Here is a 17849-nt window from a genome sequence, read left to right as displayed (position 1 = left end):
TCAGAGTCGAAAACCGAGAGCTTAATGACCAGACCCACCCTGCCGCCGCGCTTTCCTGCAACGCCGGACCAGATCAACGCACAAGTCCATGCGTTTTACGCCCGCGTGCGCAAGGACGCGGTGCTTGGCCCCGTTTTTAACACGCACGTCCACGACTGGCCCGCGCATGAGGACAAGATCGCCGCCTTCTGGCGAAACGCCATCCTGTTCGAGCGCTGCTATGACGGCAATCCGCAGCGGGTTCATATCGAACGCCCCGACGTGAAACCCGAGATGTTCGCCCATTGGCTGGACCTGTTCGAAGAAGTCGCCACTCAGACGTTGCCACCGGAAACGGCTACTCCGTGGAGTGCGCTAGCCCGTCGGATCGGGGCGGGCATGAAGGCGGGGGTTCAGTCTGCACGTCAGCCTAAAGACGCGCCGCCGGTCCTGCGATGATTCCGGTACATAGCGGGTATGCAATGTTAGCGGTAAATTAGGGGCTATGCGCCCCACTGAAATGTGTTTACTCAAAGACACGACAGCCGGACCCCCCCGCGCTGCGACAGTAACGCCGATACATCACTTGAGGCCGCAGCGATGAGCACTCAAAACACCACCCTTCGCGGCCTTGGCTATGCGTTTCTGGGTTTTGCTGTCTTTGCCAGCCATGACGCCCTGATCAAGGTATTGGGTGGCACGTATTCGGTGATGCAGATCATCTTTTTCGCCACGCTCTTTTCCTTTGTGCCGATGGCTGTGACGATCCTGACCGACCGGACAACGGGCAACTTCCTGCCGCATCACCCTTGGCTGGTTATGCTGCGTTCAGGCTTGATGGTGACGTCCATGGTCTGCGCGTTCTATGCGTTTTCAGTGCTTCCGCTGGCCGAGGTATACTCGCTGCTGTTCTCCTTCCCGCTTATCGTGACCGTCCTGTCGATTCCGGTTTTGGGAGAGGTGGTTCGCGGCCAACGCTGGGCGGCCGTTGGCGTCGGTATGATCGGTGTTCTGATCGTCCTGCGCCCCGGCGCAACCGAAATCACCCTGGGCCACCTTGCGGCGCTGACGGCTGCGTTTTGCAGCGCCTCTGCATCCGTTCTGGTGCGAAAAATCGGGAACGAGGAACGGTCGGCCGTGTTGATCCTGTATCCGATGCTGCTGGCGATCGCAGTCATGAGCCTGGCACAGCCCGCCGTCTATCAACCTCCGTCACTGCTACATCTGGCGATGATGGCATTGGTTGGAATCTTTTCGGTTGTCGCGCAACACCTGATCATTCTGGCCTACCGCGCGGCCCCTGCCGGGGTTGTCGCCCCCAGCCAGTACAGCCAGATCATCTGGGCAACGCTGTTCGGCATGATCTTTTTTGGCGAACGCCCGGACAGCTGGGTCGCCGTGGGGGCAAGCATAATCATCGCATCTGGTGTGTTTGTCGTCTGGCGTGAAAGCCGGTCGAACACGTCAGCGAATACGCCGGTCTTACGCGTGCGGTCACCGCGGTCGGATACGGGGGCATCAGCTCGACCAGAGTCTTAGCGCGGCCGCGATACGTAAACCCTTACCTGTCCTTTGGTCTGATCTTAAGGCCCCCGTTTTCGCTGGATTCTTCGAACTTCCCGGTTGCACGTACCAAGTCACTCAAGCGCTTGAATCCGTAGGTGCGCGTGTCGAAATCCGGGTAGTTCATGCCGAGTTGGCTACCAACCCCGCTGAGTCCGACCCAACCGTCCGGGTCTTCAGATTTGAGCACAACATTCCGGATCAGCTGATATGCGTGGTTCAGATCCTGTTTGACAGAAGGCTTCTTCGCTTTCCCTTCGGTGCCGCTGGTCTGCACTTCGTCTTTTTTGATATTCTCGATGTAGATAAACCGGTTGCAAGCCGCGACAAAAGCTTTGGGCGTCTTGCGCTCACCAATCCCGAATACGCTCAACCCTTGTTCGCGGATGCGACTGGCCAGCCGGGTGAAATCGCTGTCCGAGGACACCAGAACGAACCCGTCGAAGCGGCCAGAATGCATAATATCCATTGCATCGATCACCAGGGCAATGTCTCCGGCATTTTTGCCTGTGGTGTTGGCGAATTGCTGGTGAGGAACGATGGCGTATTCCGCCAGTTTCTCAGCGCTCCAGCCTTGCGGGGTGCCGCCCGAAAAGTCACCATAGATTCGGCGCAGGCTGGCCTCACCCAAAGTGGCGACTTCTTCAAATATCTCGGCAACATGTTTCGCCGGGACATTCTCGGCGTCAATCAGAACAGCCAAGCGTTCCGTTGTCTTGTTGGCCAATTTAGTCCCTCAATTCAGAAATTTACAATGACCTGAAGGTAAGAAACAAAAAGGGCGGGTCAAACCCCGCCCTGTCAAATTAGGGTTGTTAATACACAACAACCGACCGGATGCTTTCACCCCGGTGCATCAGATCGAACCCGTGGTTGATGTCCTCCAGCCCCATGGTGTGGGTGATCATCGGGTCGATCTCGATTTTGCCTTCCATGTACCAGTCGACGATCTTGGGCACATCGGTTCGGCCCCGCGCTCCGCCGAACGCGGTGCCGCGCCATGAGCGGCCAGTCACCAGCTGGAACGGACGGGTGGAAATCTCGGCACCAGCAGGCGCCACACCGATGATGATCGACTCACCCCAGCCCTTATGCGCCGATTCCAGCGCATCGCGCATCACACCAACATTGCCGGTGGCGTCGAATGTGTAATCCGCCCCGCCCTTGGTCAGGTTGACCAGATAGGGAACCAGATCGCCCTCGACCTCTTTGGGGTTCACGAAGTCGGTCATGCCGAACGCGGTCGCCATATTAACCTTCGACGGGTTCAGATCGACACCAACGATCTGATCGGCTCCGGCCAGACGCAGACCCTGGATCACGTTCAGGCCAATGCCGCCCAGACCGAACACGATGGCCCGGCTGCCAATTTCCACCTTGGCGGTATTGATCACCGCACCGATGCCCGTGGTCACACCGCAACCGATATAGCAGATCTTGTCGAACGGCGCGTCTTCACGCACCTTGGCCAGCGCAATTTCCGGCAGAACCGTGTGGTTCGAGAAGGTCGAGCAGCCCATGTAGTGCAGGATCGGGTCCCCATCCAGCGTCGAAAACCGCGAGGTGCCATCGGGCATCAGGCCCTTGCCCTGGGTTTCACGGATCGCCTGACACAGGTTTGTCTTGGGATGCAGGCAGTACTCACACTCACGACATTCGGGTGTGTAGAGCGGGATGACGTGATCGCCCGGCTTCAGGCTGGTCACACCAGCGCCGATCTCAAGCACAACGCCCGCACCTTCGTGGCCCAGAATGGCAGGAAACAAGCCTTCCGGGTCTGCACCTGACAGGGTGAATTCATCGGTGTGGCAAATGCCGGTCGCTTTTATTTCAACCAGAACCTCGCCCGCCTTGGGGCCTTCAAGGTTTACGTCCATCACTTCCAAAGGTTTGCCCGCCTGAACGGCAACGGCGGCACGGGTACGCATGGTGCTTGTCTCCCTGTCTTGTTTGACCCGACCCTGCGTCAAATACAGGGTATTTTCAACTGCACTTTCATGGCAGGCTCTGTAAGCTTTTGATATTTCAGAAACGACATTGTTCAAAAGAGGAGCGCCAATGCACCGGTTTATCCCGATCCTGATTGTCCTTGCCGCCTGCGCTGAAACCGACCTGCCCGAGCCCGGCCCTGCTGAGCCTGAAGCCGCCCCGGTGGACCTGGCCTTCTGCAAAGGGGAACCCTTTGCCGATTCCGTGGGCCAGCCGGTCTCGGCCATTCAGGCCAGCCTGCCGGAACGGACCCGCGTGCTGGGCCCCGATGACTTGGCCACGCAGGACTATCGCATCGACCGGCTGAACATCTATGTGAACGGCTCCGGGATCATTCAGCGGCTGACCTGCGGGTAAGTGCGGACTCGACTCAGGGCATGATTCTCATTTAGAACAAAGTAAGAACATTTTGATGTCTGCCCGATGCCAAAACGCCGAATATTATCCCTGTGGTTTCCCCGTTTGGGGGCTGAACGGCTGATCCGCGCTGCGCGGGGGCTGCAGGATGGGCCTTTGGCTGTGGTGGCGGAACAATCGAATATGCAGGTTGTCACGTCGCTGAACGCCGAAGCCCAAGCCGCTGGGTTGCGCGTGGGCCAGCCCGTGCGCGATGCCCATGCCATGTGCGCAAACCTTGTGACACGCCCCCGCAACACCCCGGCCGAGGCTGCATTTCTGACCGCGCTGCGCCGCTGGGCGGGCAAGTTCAGCCCGTGGGTTGCCGAAGAATCCCCAGATGGCCTGATCGTCGACCTGTCGGGCTGCGCGCATCTGTTTGGCGGGGAAGAGGCGCTGCTGAACGTTCTTGAGGTCGACTGCGCCGATATGGGTCTGAGCGTGCAGATGGGCATCGCCGACACGCTGGGTGCGGCCTGGGCTTTGGCGCGCTATGCCGGGCAAGAGGCCACATCCGACCGCAACGGCGACGCCATCAGCCAAGAGGCCCGCGCCACCCGCGCCCGGGCGGGCAAGCGGCGGCACTGGACCAAGGGTGGAACCGCACCACAGGTGATGACCTTGGGCGGTGGTGCACGGATTGCCGCGCCGGGGCAGTCCTATGGTGCGCTCAGCCCTCTACCTATCGCGGCGCTGCGGCTTGAAGATCAAGTGGTCGCGCAGTTGAACCGCCTGGGGCTGCGCCGGATCGGCGATCTGCTGGGCCAGCCGCGCGCGTCGTTGGCCCGCAGGTTTGGACGCGGGCTGGTCCTGCGGCTGGATCAGGCCATGGGCAGCGCGCCCGAGCCGATTTCGCCCGCGCGGCCCCCGCATCACTTTGCGGTGCGGATGACGCTGCCCAATCCGATCGGCCTGATCGACGACGTGATGGCCGCCATCGACCGGATGCTGCCGACGCTCTGCACCAAGCTGGAAGAAAAGGGGCGCGGCGTGCGGACATTACGGCTGGAGGCGCACCGCGCCGATCAGGCGGCTGAGATTGTCGAGGTCGGTCTGGCCCGTCCAACCTATGACAAACACCGCATTCGCCCTTTGTTAGAGATGAAGATCGACGAGATCGATGCGGGCTATGGTATCGACATGCTGCGGCTGGAGGCGATCCACTCCGAGCCCATCCACGCCCGTACCATGGCAGGCCATGCCGAGGCCCGCCGCGTGGCCCGCGAACGATTGGAGGGTAACAGAGCTGTCGATGACCTCATCGGCAAGCTGGGCGCACGGGTGGGGTTGGAGGCGATCACGCGGCATCATCCCGTGGCCTCTCATATTCCCGAAAAAACCGCGCAGACGCTGGCGGCTGCATGGTCGGAACCGGCACGCGACTGGCCCCCGTCGCCCCGCCCGCGACCCTTGCTGATGTGGCAACCCGAACCGGTCATGGCCCCGGAAACCCCGACAGTGCCCAGCGCCTTTCGCTGGCGTGGGCGTGACTGGCAACTGGCGCAGGCCACCGGCCCAGAGCGGATCGCACCGGAATGGTGGCTGGACGACCCCAATTGGCGCAGCGGCGTCCGGGATTACTGGGTGGTGGTGACGGAACAGGGGGAGCGGTTGTGGCTGTTCTACGGCCATGGCGGCACCATGTCGGCGGGCTGGTTCTGTCAGGGGCAGTTTGGTTAGAGTCTATTTTCCGCGATAGACCATCAGATCCGGCAGGTAATCCAGCAAGCGAATTCCCCAGGAAAACGGCGCTGGGAAGTCCGTGCGAAAGCGACGTCGTGACATCGCCTTGGCCACCCGCTCGGCTGCATCTTCGGGCGTCATTAGCATCGGCATCTTGAAATCGTTCTTCTCGGTCAGTCTGGTCTTGATAAAACCCGGGTTGACGATCCGCACGGTTACGCCAGTTCCGGCAAGATCGAACCGCATCGTCTCTGCCAGAGAAATCAGGGCTGCTTTGCTGGCCGCATACCCCACAGCTCCGGGCAACCCACGATAGCCTGAAAGCGATCCGATCAAGGTGATATCCCCCCGGCCCGAGCGCACAAACCCCGGCACTGTTTCACCCAGGACCCGCAACGCGCCAGTATAGTTCACGTCTGTCATCGACAATACCGCCTCGGTATCCCAATCAGCCGTGCGCATCGGCTCATAAGCGCCCGCATTGTAAACTAGCCCATCAACGTCAGCGACCTCGACCGCAGCGCGGCGCACGGCGTCCAGATCGGTGACGTCAAACGGTACGGATTGCGCATTGGGCAGCGTATCGCAGATTTCAGCCAGGCGGTCTGCATTCCGGGCAGACAGTATCAGCCGCGCGCCCTGACGGCTTAGCGTCTCAGCCAGCGCATGGCCCAGCCCTTCGCTGGCGCCAATAATCCAATAGGTTTTTCCGCTGAAACTGCTCATTACTCGTCCGTTTTCGTTGTGATGGGTGTTTTACGGTTGGGCAGAACGTCTGGATCACATCCCGGGCAACAGCGCATCAGCCCACCAAGAAAACATTCAACCCGATTGATCCATCCCCGCATACGATGCGTATGTTATTGTAAAATGTCGCATATAGAGGATGGCATGTTCGACGAAACCCGAGGCGTACGCAAGAAAATCGCAGTAGTAGGTGCAGGTATCTCCGGTCTGTCGGCTGCTTACTATCTTTCAGAAAACAACGATGTGACCGTGTTTGAGGCCGAGCCGCGCCTTGGTGGTCACGCGCGCACTGTTCTTGCTGGCAAGAACGGTGATCAGCCGGTCGATACCGGTTTTATCGTCTTCAACTATGTCACCTATCCGTATCTGACTCGTCTGTTTGACGAACTAAACGTGCCGGTGATCAAATCTGAAATGAGTTTTGGAGCCACGATTGACGACGGTCGTATCGAGTACGGCCTGAACAACCTGCGCACCCTGACAGCGCAGAAGCGCAATCTTGCACGGCCGGCTTACTACAAGATGATCGCGGACATCCTGCGGTTTGGAAAAGAAGCGCCCGAGGCCGCCAAGGATGATGACACCACGATCGGAGAGTTGGTCGATCAGCTTCGCCTTGGATATTGGTTCCGCCACAATTACCTGATGCCCATGTGCGGTGCCATCTGGTCCACCCCGGTGGAGTTTGTCGACCAGTTCCCGGCCCGCTCTTTGGTGCAGTTCTTCCGCAATCATGCCCTTCTGGCGAGCGGACGGGCCAATCAGCATCAGTGGTACACAGTAAAGGGCGGAAGTATCGAATATGTCCGCCGGATTGACGCTGCTTTGCGGGCGCGTGGCAGTGAAATACGCCTGGCCTGCCCGGTTGATCACATTCACCGGGACGAAACCGGCGTAACGGTACACAGCCAAGGACAGGCCGATCTGTTCGATGAGATCATTCTTGCCACCCATTCCGATCAATCGCTGTCGATTCTAGGCGAGGCCGCAACGGATGCAGAAAAGACCGCATTAGGGTCAATCCGTTATCAGCCAAACACCGCAATTTTGCACTGTGACCCGGGCCAGATGCCACGGCGGCGCGCCTGCTGGTCAAGTTGGACCTATCGGTCACAAGCCGGAAATGTCGGTGTGACATATTGGATGAACCGGCTGCAGAACATTCCGGACAGCGACCCGCTGTTCGTGACGCTGAATGCGTCATCGGAAATTCCCGCGGATAAAATCTATGACAAGGTCGAATTCGCCCATCCGGTGTTTGACAAAGCCGCCCTGAAAGCCCAGGGGCAAATCCGCGAGATGCAGGGACAGAACCGAACTTGGTTTGCCGGCGCCTACAATCGGCACGGCTTTCACGAAGATGGGATTGCCAGCGCGATGCATGTTGTTGAGCGTTTGAATGGCACCCCACAAACACTCGGAGCTGACAATGGAACGCTTGAAAAAGACCCGGTCATTCCTGCTTAGGCTGATACCTGACCTCCGCAGCGCGGCGCTGGTGTCAATTGTTGCCATGGCACCGGGCGTTGTGTCGGCGTCGCCTATCACGCAAACACTGTCGGACGCGCAGCTTAAGGGCAGCGCGACATTCCGCTTTTTGGGTGTGCCGGTTTACGACGCCAAGCTTTTCACCCCGCAGGGTGACGCGTTCAATTGGAATGAAGATTTTGGGATTCAACTGACCTACCGCAAGAATCTAAAACAAAAAGCCCTGGTAGAGTCGACGCTCGATGAGATGGCGCGTCAGGGCAATCCAGCGCCCACCGCAGGTCAATTGGAGCAGTGTTTCCAAGGCGTCAGCCGGGGCGATAATTACGTGGCCATCTCAGAAGGCGCGAACCAGGTTGGATTTTGGCGCAACGGCCAAAAAACCTGCACCCTGTCTTACCCGGGGGCCAAGCGGGCATTTATGTCCATCTTCCTTGGCAATGACACCAGATCAGCCAGCTTCACCCGGCAATTGAAAGGCCAGTGATGCTTTACCCCCGGGTCAGCCTATACGCCCTGATGTTGGCGGCAGCAGGTATTCCGCTGTATATCCATTTGCCACGATTTGCCGCCGTCAATCTGGGTATCGGATTGGCTGTGATCGGTACCGTTCTGCTGGTAATCCGACTGGTCGATCTGGTGCAGGATCCGTTGATCGGCTGGGCCATCGACCGTTGGCCGCGCGCGCAAGCCCTGTTTGCTGCTGTCGCTGCGTTTGGCCTGGCGCTGGGTTTTCCCTTGCTGTTTGGTTTACCCGAGGGGGCAAGTATCTCTGCATTAGTGTCTGTTTTGATCCTTTTGTTCTCGGCCTACAGCGTGGGCACCATATTGTTGTATGGCCGAAGCGCGACCTTGGCAAAACGCACTGACCCGAAAGAACTTATGACACTGGCCGCCTGGCGCGAAGGCGGACAATTGACCGGAGTTGTTCTTGCGGCAAGCGCCCCGGCCTTGTTGGTGGCATTGGGGGCCAGCGCACAAGGCTATCCCGCGTTTGGTCTGTTTCTGGGGGTACTGGCAATTTTTACCCTGATCATGACGCTTCCAATGTGGCGTCGCGCACCGATCACGGGTGAAGGACTTTCATTTGCGGGGCTTGGTCAAGCGGGCGCCTTGCGCCTTTTGTTTCTGGCGCTGATCAACAGCCTGCCAGTCGCCATCACATCAACTCTGTTTCTGTTCTTTGTTGAGGACCGCCTGCAACTGCCTGGTAAAGCCGGACCACTGCTGATCCTGTTTTTCCTAAGCGCCGGGGCGACCGTGCCGCTCTGGGCTAAACTCAGCAACCGAATTGGCGCGAAACAGACATTGATGATTGCCATGCCACTGTCGATCGCCGGTTTCGTCGGTGCAGCCATGTTGTCGGCGGGGAACCTGACAGGCTTTGCCCTGATCTGCCTCGCCTCAGGTGCAGCGCTTGGGGCGGATATGGTGGTGCTGCCCGCCATGTTTTCGGTCGTGCTGACGCGTGCGGGACTGAACGCCTCGGCCGCGTTTGGCATCTGGTCTTTTGCAGGCAAGCTGGGCCTTGCGCTGGCTGCCTTTTTCACCCTGCCGTTGCTGGAACGCAGCGGTTTCACGCCGGGGCAGGCGAATTCCGCCGAAGCCTTGCGGACGCTCACCATCGCGTATGCCGTACTGCCCTGCATCCTGAAACTTGGCGCGTTCGGGTTGGTCCTGACGTTGCCCACGGAGGTTACAGCCAAATGAATACGCTTGTTGTTTTCTTGCTCGCAATCCTCGTTCTTCTAGCCGTCAAGAACCGTTTCCTGAGCTTCAGATCGCAATCACCCACCGATTATTCCGGCACCGGCCCTGAGTTCAGAATGAAAGAGGTTCTGAACGGTGAAATCATGTCCGAAGGGTTGATCTATGGGCCCAATGGCAAAATGTCGAACAGCTTTGTGGCCCGCATGGTCGGGGAATGGAACGGAAATACCGGTACATTGGCCGAGTATTTCACCTATTCCAACGGCAAGAAAATGACCCGAAAATGGCATTTGACGCTTGGGACCGGCAACACGTTTACCGCCACGGCAGATGATATCGTTGGCGAAGGCAAAGGAACCATAGCGGGTTCGACCGTCAAGCTAACCTATCGCATAATCCTGCCGCAGGACGCGGGCGGGCACACGCTGGATGTCACCGATTGGATGTATCTGACTGAAAATGGCGTGATCATGAACCGGTCGGAAATGCGCAAGTTTGGCCTCAAGGTTGCTGAACTGGTCGCCACAATGCGTCCCGCACCGGACACCAAATCCGCCCATATCAGCGGTACCAACGGTTATGACGCGGCGGCGGAGCAGAGGACCGTTCAATGATTGCACGCCGCGTTCTGATCCTGGGTTTTGCCATCGCGGGGCTTGCGGCTTTGGCCGCCTGTTCCGCGAAACCGCGCGTCCCCAAGACATTTCTGTCCGACCGGCAACTGAACCTTGAAGAGTTCTTTGAAGGAAAAACTGTTGCCTACGGTCAGTTTCAGGATGTTCTGGGCAATGTACCCCGCCGCTTTACCGTCGACATCGACGGAACCTGGGATGGCGAAACCCTGACCTTGGTCGAGGACTTTGTCTATGACGACGGTGCTACCGAACAACGCATCTGGACATTGACCAAAACCGGCGAAGACACCTGGACTGGTACGGCACCCGGCGTGCTGGGCACCGCCAGCGGGGTCGAGCGTGGCGATACGTTCAACTGGAAATATAAGATCGACCTGCCGGTGAAAGACGGCACGATGCGCGTGAACTTTGATGATTGGATGTGGCTGCTGACCGATGATCGTCTGCTGAACCGCGCCTATGTCTCGCGCTTCGGCGTCCGTCTGGGCGAGGTCATCTTGTTTTTCGAAAAGAAATAGCCCGAAAAAAGGGCGGGTTCGAAAACCCGCCCGTTCAACTGATCAAGTCAGGTCAACTTAGAAGTTGAAGCGGACACCGAAGTCGGCACGGATAATACCATCCTCATCGCCTTCTTTGATCTCGCCAACACCGCCGCGCAGTGAGGCGCCGCCACCCAGATCATAGATTGCACCGGCACCGATGAAACGCTCATCATCTTCAGCCGAACCGTCACCGTATGCAAGTTCCAGCGTGGTCGCAGCACCTACGTTGTAGGCAACCGAGAAACCGTACGCCGTGCCGTTTTCGTCGTCATTGTCAACATCATCATCAGCCAGGAACAATGTGCCGTAGAAATCTCCCATATCTACACCCAGGGTGAAGAGGGCCAGGCTTTCGTCACCGCCAGTTGCCAAGTCGGTTTCACCGTAGAGCAACGATGCAGTAATGAAGTCGTTAAAAGTGTAGCTCGCGCCAACGTCCCAACGGTCTGTGCTGTCTTTTCGGCCATTCACACCAATCGTATTTTGGTCATACGATCCGTATACGGACAAATCACCGACGCTATATTCGACAAATACCGCGTTCGCGCCGGACCCTGTCGAGGTGTACTCGAGGAAGCTGTAGTTCACGCCTGAATACTGCCCCAGGAAGTCTTCCAGACCGATTTCGGTGCCGAAATAATCATCCAGATTGTCGAACGAACCGGCAACGTTACCGGCATCTACACGCAGGCCACCGTAGATGACCGAGAAGCGAGCGCCGTTCAGACCAGCCCTTTCCTGTTCGCCGATTGATGGGTTGTCATCAGCTTGCAAGCGAACACGGGCTTCAAAGCGAATGCCGCTGTCCGTCTCAGTGAAGCCGTCAATGCTCAGGCGGAACCGCGATATCAGGGCGGTGTTGTCGGTATCGACAGTGGCAGTATCAGTGGACGTGATCACACCACCAACTGTGTTGAAGTTTTCGACGGTGCCGGTACGGTCTTCCACGTAGCCAAGACCAAAACGGGCGTAGCCGCCAAAGTTGACGCCGGATTCAGCCGCTGCAACGCTTGCGGTCGCCATCAGAGCGGTCGATGCAATGAGAATCTTTTTCATGGTAGTTCCATTTAGTTTGAGAGGAGTCGCCACAGAGCGTGGCGATTGCCTAATCGAACAAACTCAGCGGCCAGACAACCGCATGGGAAAATCCGAACTTTCCAGTACAGTCTTGCGTTGCAGCTTTGCACACAGCTCTGAAAATGAGATTTCTTTGTTTGTTTGTTTTCAATTGTTTAAATAATTTCACGCCCGCTTAACAAAAAGTTGAATTCAGAAAAATGGCCGTTGGTCTTTAAATCTTTCAATCATTAACGTCCTGCCGCAACGCTCGCGTTTTTGTCCGTTACAAACACATCTGCGCGAGGTCTGGCCGCCCTGTTCGAAGACAAATGCCAAGTCGAATCAGTTTGAGACCAGTGCGTCCGATCAGTTGCTGGAATATACAAAAGAGAGTTTGCGGCTCACGCCTCCGGGTGGTTTTGGAAAGGGTGAGGCCGCGCGGACCTGCGCCTTGGCAGCGCGCTCGACATCCGGCGTGCCATTACTGTCAACGACATCAACCCAGGCAAGGGTTCCGTCCGGGTTGATTTCAAAAAACACTTTCGCAAACCCGCGTGCCGCCGTGTAGACGATCGGCGCGCGGTTCAGGTGGACCAGAACCCGCCCGGCATAATTGGTTCTGTCCGAGTTTCCGGGTCCGCGCCCGCCAGACCGGGTTCCACTATCGCCCGAGGTGAATGTATCGACACCCCGGCGTCTGTAGGTGGTCAGAGGCGATTCAATTTCACGGGACGGGAACCGAAGGGCACTAAAATCACGGGCTCCGTTCAGTGTTCCTTGTCGGTCAGGCTGCGAAGGGCGATCCAAACGCGGCGGGCGGATCGAAGAGGTTACGGCCAGCTCTGAGGTTTCAGTGTTCTCGGATGCGTCTGGCACTGGCTCGACCGGCGTCGCGGCAATTTCGGCCTCCTCCGTCTCGCTTTCCAACGGAACAACGGGAACAACTGATGGCACGGTTTCGTCGGTCGGGTCCGGTAGGGCGGCAAGCTGCTCGGTCTCGGCAGGTTGGGATGCGGCGGGGACCTCGTCGACCGGCTCGGTAACTTCAGGGTTGCCCTCGGGTGTTTCGACAGCCTCTGCGGTCTCGGGCGGTGTCTCGTCCGCGTCGTCACTGGCGCTCTGATCACCGTCGGTGGTGTCTTCGGATTCGGGAGTGTCAGCCTCCACCGGCTCGGGTGCGACAGGCTGCAATACCTCCGAGGTGCCTGTATCCGGCGCAAATGTGCGTTGTGGATTGTCCGAGGCCACGTGTACCTCGCTGGTCGGAATCTCAGCGGGTTCGGGCGCAGGTTCGGGCGGTTCGTCGACAGGCGGTTCAGGTGCTTCCACCGGTTGCGGTTCAACCGGTTCCGCAACAGCGTCGACCAGATCCTCAAAGCTGCTTCCAAGTTCAACCTTGTCTGGCGCACCGCTGGCGGTTGGCTGGTCTGCCAATCTGGGCGCGGTCAGACTTAGCCCCATCAGGTGCAGTAACAACGACAGCAGAGCAGCAAAGCCCGCAACGATCACGGACCCCCGGATCATTCCAGTGCCTTTTCTGTGACAACAAACACCGATGATGCACCAAGTCGGCGCAGCGCGCCTGTCACCTCCATCAGCCGGGCACCCGGTGCGTCACGATCAGGAACGATACGCACCGGCCCCGGGTCGCGCCCAGCCATGTAGGCTTCGGGGTCTACTGGCGTGCCCCGAAAGCTGAGCCGCCCATCCCGATGCAGCACCAGCGCGTCGGGCGGCTCGCGCCCCTCAAGTTCAGATGTATCGACAAGATTCAGGTCTGGGTCCAAAGGCGTCGCCACCGTACCCGCGATCAAGAAAAAGATCAGCATCAGAAACACGACATTGATCAGCGCGATAGTCGAGTCGCGTTTGCGGCGGGGGCGGCTATAGCGGATCATTCCAGCACCAAGACACTCAGACCTTCACGCCCGCGCAGCAGAACCAGCACGTCCACCAGCCGCTGTGCCGTTGTGTCGGGATCAAGGTCGATTAACACCTGACCTGTAGTCACCTGCGCCGTCAGATCGTCCAGTGTTACCGGCGCACCGTTCAGAACCAGCGTGTCAGCCCCCAACTGAACAAACGCCCGATCCTGAGGCACGTCAGATGTCGCACGCCCGCCTGTCGCGCCGCTCAACTCAATCTCACCATATTTGGAGAAGGTCGAGGTCAGCATGAAGAACAACAACAGCAGAAAGATCACGTCGATGAGCGGCGTCATCGCCAGCGGCCGTCTGACAAAGGGTGCGATGTTACGCATGTCCGGGCGTGGTCGCCAAGCTCTGCGCGTCTTCGGTCAACGAGATCGCTTGCCCCGGCACCAGAACGGTGCGCAACGCCTTATCGGCAAAAACCCGTTCGCGCGCGGTACGGCTTTCGAACCAGGACAACACCATCGAGGTTGGCATCGCCACAGCAAGGCCCACAGCGGTCGTTACCAGCGCCACCCATATTCCCCCTGCCAACAAAGACGGATCAACTGAGGAACCCGCAGCTTGCAGGCTACGGAATGCTTCGATCATGCCCAACACGGTTCCGAACAAACCCAGCAACGGCGCCAGTTGCGCCACCGTGTCCAGCAGGCGAAAGCCACGTTCAAGCCCGGCCAGCGCCAGCCCCGCCTCAGCGTCCAATCGCTGATCCAAACCGGGCGTGTCGGGCGCATCCATTGCAACACCGACGAGCGGCGCAAGATAGCTGTGGCTTTCTGCCAGCCGCGCGCGGGCGGTCTGTTTGTCCCCGGCGTCCCAGGCCTGCAACGCCTGCGATAGCACCCTGTGCCGCCCTACACCTGATGCGGCGAACTGCCAAAGCTTGTAAAACGTGACGGCCAGCGTCACCACTGACATCGCGATCAGGACTGCCACCACCGGCCCGCCCAGGGCCAGGATTTCGCGCAGGGCGTCAAGAAAACTCATCCCAAAAGCTCCACTTCTGTACGGCTGTTCAGGGTCGGTGTTTCGTCGCAGATATCGCTTTCTGCGCCTTCGACGGTACAGCCGCTTAGACCATTGATCAGAACCCGCCCTAGGTTTTCACAGGACAGGCCGCGCACATCGAATTGGCGCACGCGCGGACGCTGCGCCGGAAGATCCCTGAACCCAAAAAGGGTCAGGCGCTCAAACACACCCGAGGCATCGAAGATCACAACCTGGTAATCGGCCGTATCAATCGCGGTTTCAGTTTCGTTTTCGACCAGAAAAGTTAGCCGACAGGCACCTTCGACAGTCTCAACTGCGTTCAGCTCGATCATGAGCCCCGGCGTGTCTTGCGTGGATTGAGCTTGAACCGCAAAAGGCAGCGCGCAGAAAAGAGCTGCAAACACCGGACGACGATACTTCATGAATGCGCTCCTGGTTAACTGAGTCAGACTAAGCTCTGACGGCGCTGCAACCGTCTTATCCAAGACCGCTGGGGCGCGAAAGGGTTGCCGCTGCCTATATGATAAAGAGCGATTTTTGGCCCGTTCAACCCTGTAGGGGCAGCAGGGTCTGCGATGAAAAATATCACTGAGACGGTTCAGGACTTCCCGCGTTAACCATGGCGCAGGCCACCAGCCACTCCAACGCGTTGGACTTCACCCCATGTTCAGAGCAAATCGCAATGCTTTGGCTTTCGAAAATCTGCGCATAAATCGGCCAGTCGTCTTGATTGGGTGGGTAAATCGCACCCGACGTCTTGCGTTCTTCCCATTGGTGAAGCTTGCCGCCTGCAACGCCAAAGCTGATCTGCCCGGGTATCGGAGATTTGCCGTTTTCATCTGTCATCAGCGGGTCGGCGAAGTCCCGGTGCCCCAACCCTTGCACAAAACTGGTGTTCGACGGATTGCAACCCAGGCCGAACCACATCCCTTCGGTTACGGCATCCCACATTTCCGGTGACAACTGCTTGCTCATCGAGAAGAACATCGCGATTTCTCCGGCCCGCCAATTGGATCCGGGACCAAACCGCAGCCACCCCCGCCCCCACGGATAGGTGTCGGTATTGTGCAGGCCGAAATCAGCCCCCATGCGTTCCGAGCGTCTGGCGCGATACCTGATCCAGCCTTCGATTGCGTCAACGATTTCCGGATCTGCCAGCCTCCTCTCCCGCGCCGCCAGCACGTATTCGAGGTAAGCGTGGGAGTATATTCCCCTTTTGACCCCCTCTGCCGGGGATTCAGCCCGTGGTACAAAGGGGTTGTGCGCTTCGAACACATCGCGGGCCGCTGTATCGCCGCTGGCCCGATATACAACCGCAGCCGAAGCCACGCGCGACCGATTGATGACTTCGACCGCGTTGGGATCGCGCGGTTCGGCAGTGTCGGAGAGAAAATCCTGTTCTGCCCAGTGCCAGGCCCGCGTGGCCTCTTGTATCAAGGCGCCGCCCAGTGCGGAATCTCCGCAAATCTGTTTGATGACATGACCCAGCTTTGCCGCGCTCAGCGCGAAATTATATGCAGCCCAATCCTCGGGGGCGTAGGCATAGGTCAGTTGCACGGGGTTCCATGACACCGATCCGAAAATGCCTGGATTGGAATACTCCACGCCACCTATAATCGCCCCGTCTTCACCCTGGGTTCTACGCCACAATGAGATGCCCCATAGCGCTTCGTGTATAAGGTCAGGCAAAACAGTCATCCCGTCACCGCGATCAGTCGCGTCCTTGCGCGCCTTTACATCAGGGTGAGCGAACGGCTTGCCACTTTCGGGCAGGTTCAGGTGTAGCGCGCGGGTATAGTCGAAAGCCTCGATGATATTGGCCATGTGATAGACGACATCCATGTGTTGAATGCGCCGATCCCAGTCCCCGGCGTCATGCCATCCACCCCAGGCATCGGGATTGTCCTGCGCGCGTGCCGATACAGGAACATTGTCGAAACCAGTCACACCTACGGGCTGTTCAGACAAAAGCCCACTTGCCCCGGCCTTGCCATACCCTTCACCGGTGTTGCCCAAGCGAATTTCGGTTTGCCAAACGGTCAGGCCATCCTCGGGGTGGCCGTTGCGCGGACGGGTCCGGCCTTCGCCGAAGGGTTCGGCGATCTCGCACCCCGACCTTTGATGAAAATACCAACGTGCCGCAAGTCGCAGCGTTTCCGCATAGGGCGCGGCTGAGACCCGGAATGGAAACGACCGACCGAAACCGTCGACCTGAAGGATGAATTCTCCGTCCTCGTCCAGGTCCGAAAAATCCGCCTCGTATATGTCGCAGCCATTGAAATTCTGACCGTTCCGATGCGGCTCGGACGCGGGTTTGGCAAGGGTCAGTCTGCCGGTGCGAACCGTCGCGCCGTCTGCGATTGAAAGGACTGCCCATTCGGTATTCTGGGACAATAGCGCATCGGTGCTGCCCGACTGACCCACATTGTCGTGCCCCCACCATGCCCCAATGTAAGCTTTCTTCGGGCCTTTTAGCGGATACCCTGCGTGACACACATGCAGCGCTTCGTTGAAGACTTCGGGCGACTTGCGCTGACTGACCGCTGGCACCGATGGCCCCTCAAGCACAACTACTGCGCCCTCCGGGATGGAACGGTCCAGCATCAGGGTCAGGTTGTGCCGCTTGGTGCTGTCCCACTTGCGTTTGGCAACTGCCCTCGTGCGGATTGGTACGGATTTGCGATAGACCGACACGACGTTCGCCGGACTTCCGTCGATGGTAACGCGCCATTGGTCGGGTTGATCAACGGGGATATGCTTTTGAAACACTCCCGTGGTCATCTGGAACCCAGACCGCCGGGTGTCGCTGATCACCCTCGGCCATTCGGTAAAACCCTGCGGCAGCGCGGTATTGGCAAACCCCGAGAAATACCCTTCTACACCGTTGAGCTGCCCGAGCGATCCAAAACTATCCGTCGGATCGGGGTACCACGCCCGGTCATCCCGCTGGGTTACCGGACTCACAGGCGAGATTTCAAATAACGTATCAATGACGGTGAGCTGAACGATGTCCTCACCCACAAATCCGACCATGCCATCGGCGTCTGGCTCTGCCAGGGCCATCTGGTTCAGAAACGGAACGGACAGAGCAAGCGCTGTGCCCTGCAGCAAAACCGCACGTCGGGATATCCTCATTT

The 17849-nt window shown here is 58.5% G+C and carries 19 protein-coding genes; 9 read left to right on the top strand and 10 right to left on the bottom strand.

Annotated features, from left to right (window positions below):
* The first annotated feature begins 24 nt into the window (after positions 1-24).
* Together ACXAET_RS13790 and ACXAET_RS13785 are read left to right on the top strand one after the other, a co-directional pair.
* Positions 25-438, top strand: a complete 414-nt coding sequence (locus ACXAET_RS13790) for a group III truncated hemoglobin (protein ID WP_475186033.1) — start codon at positions 25-27, stop codon at positions 436-438.
* Positions 439-579: 141 nt separating this feature from the next.
* Positions 580-1518 carry a DMT family transporter gene (locus ACXAET_RS13785; RefSeq protein WP_475186029.1) on the top strand — a complete coding sequence of 313 codons (939 nt, stop codon included), beginning with the start codon at positions 580-582 and terminating at the stop codon, positions 1516-1518.
* A gap of 22 nt (positions 1519-1540) precedes the next feature.
* Here the strand turns inward: ACXAET_RS13785 and ACXAET_RS13780 are convergent, their stop codons facing one another.
* The gene (locus ACXAET_RS13780) at positions 1541-2269 is read right to left on the bottom strand and encodes an NYN domain-containing protein (protein ID WP_475186024.1); all 729 of its coding nucleotides are present in this window, start codon (positions 2267-2269) and stop codon (positions 1541-1543) included.
* A gap of 88 nt (positions 2270-2357) precedes the next feature.
* The gene (locus tag ACXAET_RS13775; protein WP_475186020.1) at positions 2358-3470 is read right to left on the bottom strand and encodes an S-(hydroxymethyl)glutathione dehydrogenase/class III alcohol dehydrogenase; all 1113 of its coding nucleotides are present in this window, start codon (positions 3468-3470) and stop codon (positions 2358-2360) included.
* A gap of 130 nt (positions 3471-3600) precedes the next feature.
* Here ACXAET_RS13775 and ACXAET_RS13770 point away from each other — a divergent pair, with 130 nt between their 5' ends.
* The gene (locus ACXAET_RS13770) at positions 3601-3888 is read left to right on the top strand and encodes an I78 family peptidase inhibitor (RefSeq protein WP_475186018.1); all 288 of its coding nucleotides are present in this window, start codon (positions 3601-3603) and stop codon (positions 3886-3888) included.
* Positions 3889-3954: 66 nt separating this feature from the next.
* Positions 3955-5607, top strand: coding sequence for a DUF6504 family protein (locus ACXAET_RS13765; protein ID WP_475186014.1), 1653 nt, complete (start codon positions 3955-3957; stop codon positions 5605-5607).
* A gap of 3 nt (positions 5608-5610) precedes the next feature.
* Here the strand turns inward: ACXAET_RS13765 and ACXAET_RS13760 are convergent, their stop codons facing one another.
* Positions 5611-6336: an SDR family NAD(P)-dependent oxidoreductase gene (locus ACXAET_RS13760; RefSeq protein ID WP_475186009.1), complete on the bottom strand. Its 726-nt coding sequence runs from the start codon at positions 6334-6336 to the stop codon at positions 5611-5613.
* A gap of 165 nt (positions 6337-6501) precedes the next feature.
* On the opposite strand from ACXAET_RS13760, the gene ACXAET_RS13755 reads away from it, so the two are divergent.
* The 5 genes from ACXAET_RS13755 to ACXAET_RS13735 are packed head-to-tail and all read left to right on the top strand — an operon-like array spanning position 6502 to position 10708.
* Positions 6502-7824: an NAD(P)/FAD-dependent oxidoreductase gene (locus ACXAET_RS13755; protein ID WP_475186005.1), complete on the top strand. Its 1323-nt coding sequence runs from the start codon at positions 6502-6504 to the stop codon at positions 7822-7824.
* A complete protein-coding gene (locus ACXAET_RS13750; protein WP_475186002.1) occupies positions 7787-8332 on the top strand; it encodes a hypothetical protein in 546 nt (181 codons plus the stop codon). Before ACXAET_RS13755 ends, ACXAET_RS13750 begins: the two co-directional genes overlap by 38 nt.
* Positions 8332-9555, top strand: coding sequence for an MFS transporter (locus ACXAET_RS13745; RefSeq protein WP_475185998.1), 1224 nt, complete (start codon positions 8332-8334; stop codon positions 9553-9555). The genes ACXAET_RS13750 and ACXAET_RS13745 overlap by 1 nt, the downstream gene beginning before the upstream one ends.
* Entirely contained in the window at positions 9552-10169 is a 618-nt protein-coding gene (locus ACXAET_RS13740; protein WP_475185994.1) for a DUF3833 domain-containing protein, read from the top strand. The genes ACXAET_RS13745 and ACXAET_RS13740 overlap by 4 nt, the downstream gene beginning before the upstream one ends.
* Positions 10166-10708 (top strand): DUF3833 domain-containing protein, encoded by a 543-nt coding sequence (locus ACXAET_RS13735; protein WP_475185991.1) that lies wholly within the window; start codon positions 10166-10168, stop codon positions 10706-10708. Before ACXAET_RS13740 ends, ACXAET_RS13735 begins: the two co-directional genes overlap by 4 nt.
* A gap of 57 nt (positions 10709-10765) precedes the next feature.
* Here the strand turns inward: ACXAET_RS13735 and ACXAET_RS13730 are convergent, their stop codons facing one another.
* The 7 genes from ACXAET_RS13730 to ACXAET_RS13700 form a co-directional block, all read right to left on the bottom strand.
* Positions 10766-11788, bottom strand: coding sequence for a porin (locus tag ACXAET_RS13730; RefSeq protein ID WP_475185989.1), 1023 nt, complete (start codon positions 11786-11788; stop codon positions 10766-10768).
* A gap of 369 nt (positions 11789-12157) precedes the next feature.
* Positions 12158-13315 (bottom strand): energy transducer TonB family protein, encoded by a 1158-nt coding sequence (locus ACXAET_RS13725; RefSeq protein WP_475185987.1) that lies wholly within the window; start codon positions 13313-13315, stop codon positions 12158-12160.
* Complete coding sequence (locus ACXAET_RS13720; RefSeq protein ID WP_475185985.1) at positions 13312-13689, bottom strand: ExbD/TolR family protein; 378 nt, start codon at positions 13687-13689, stop codon at positions 13312-13314. The genes ACXAET_RS13725 and ACXAET_RS13720 overlap by 4 nt, the downstream gene beginning before the upstream one ends.
* On the bottom strand, positions 13686-14012 hold the full coding sequence (locus ACXAET_RS13715) for an ExbD/TolR family protein (RefSeq protein WP_475185983.1): 327 nt from the start codon (positions 14010-14012) through the stop codon (positions 13686-13688). Before ACXAET_RS13715 ends, ACXAET_RS13720 begins: the two co-directional genes overlap by 4 nt.
* Positions 14013-14043: 31 nt before the next feature.
* On the bottom strand, positions 14044-14709 hold the full coding sequence (locus ACXAET_RS13710; protein ID WP_475185980.1) for a MotA/TolQ/ExbB proton channel family protein: 666 nt from the start codon (positions 14707-14709) through the stop codon (positions 14044-14046).
* Positions 14706-15134 (bottom strand): hypothetical protein, encoded by a 429-nt coding sequence (locus ACXAET_RS13705; protein WP_475185978.1) that lies wholly within the window; start codon positions 15132-15134, stop codon positions 14706-14708. The genes ACXAET_RS13710 and ACXAET_RS13705 overlap by 4 nt, the downstream gene beginning before the upstream one ends.
* Positions 15135-15297: 163 nt before the next feature.
* Complete coding sequence (locus ACXAET_RS13700) at positions 15298-17847, bottom strand: glycoside hydrolase family 9 protein (RefSeq protein WP_475185976.1); 2550 nt, start codon at positions 17845-17847, stop codon at positions 15298-15300.
* Positions 17848-17849 lie beyond the last annotated feature (2 nt).

It is taken from the genome of Ruegeria sp. AWH4_226 (assembly GCF_056159225.1).
This window is presented reverse-complemented; position numbering and strand designations above follow the sequence as displayed.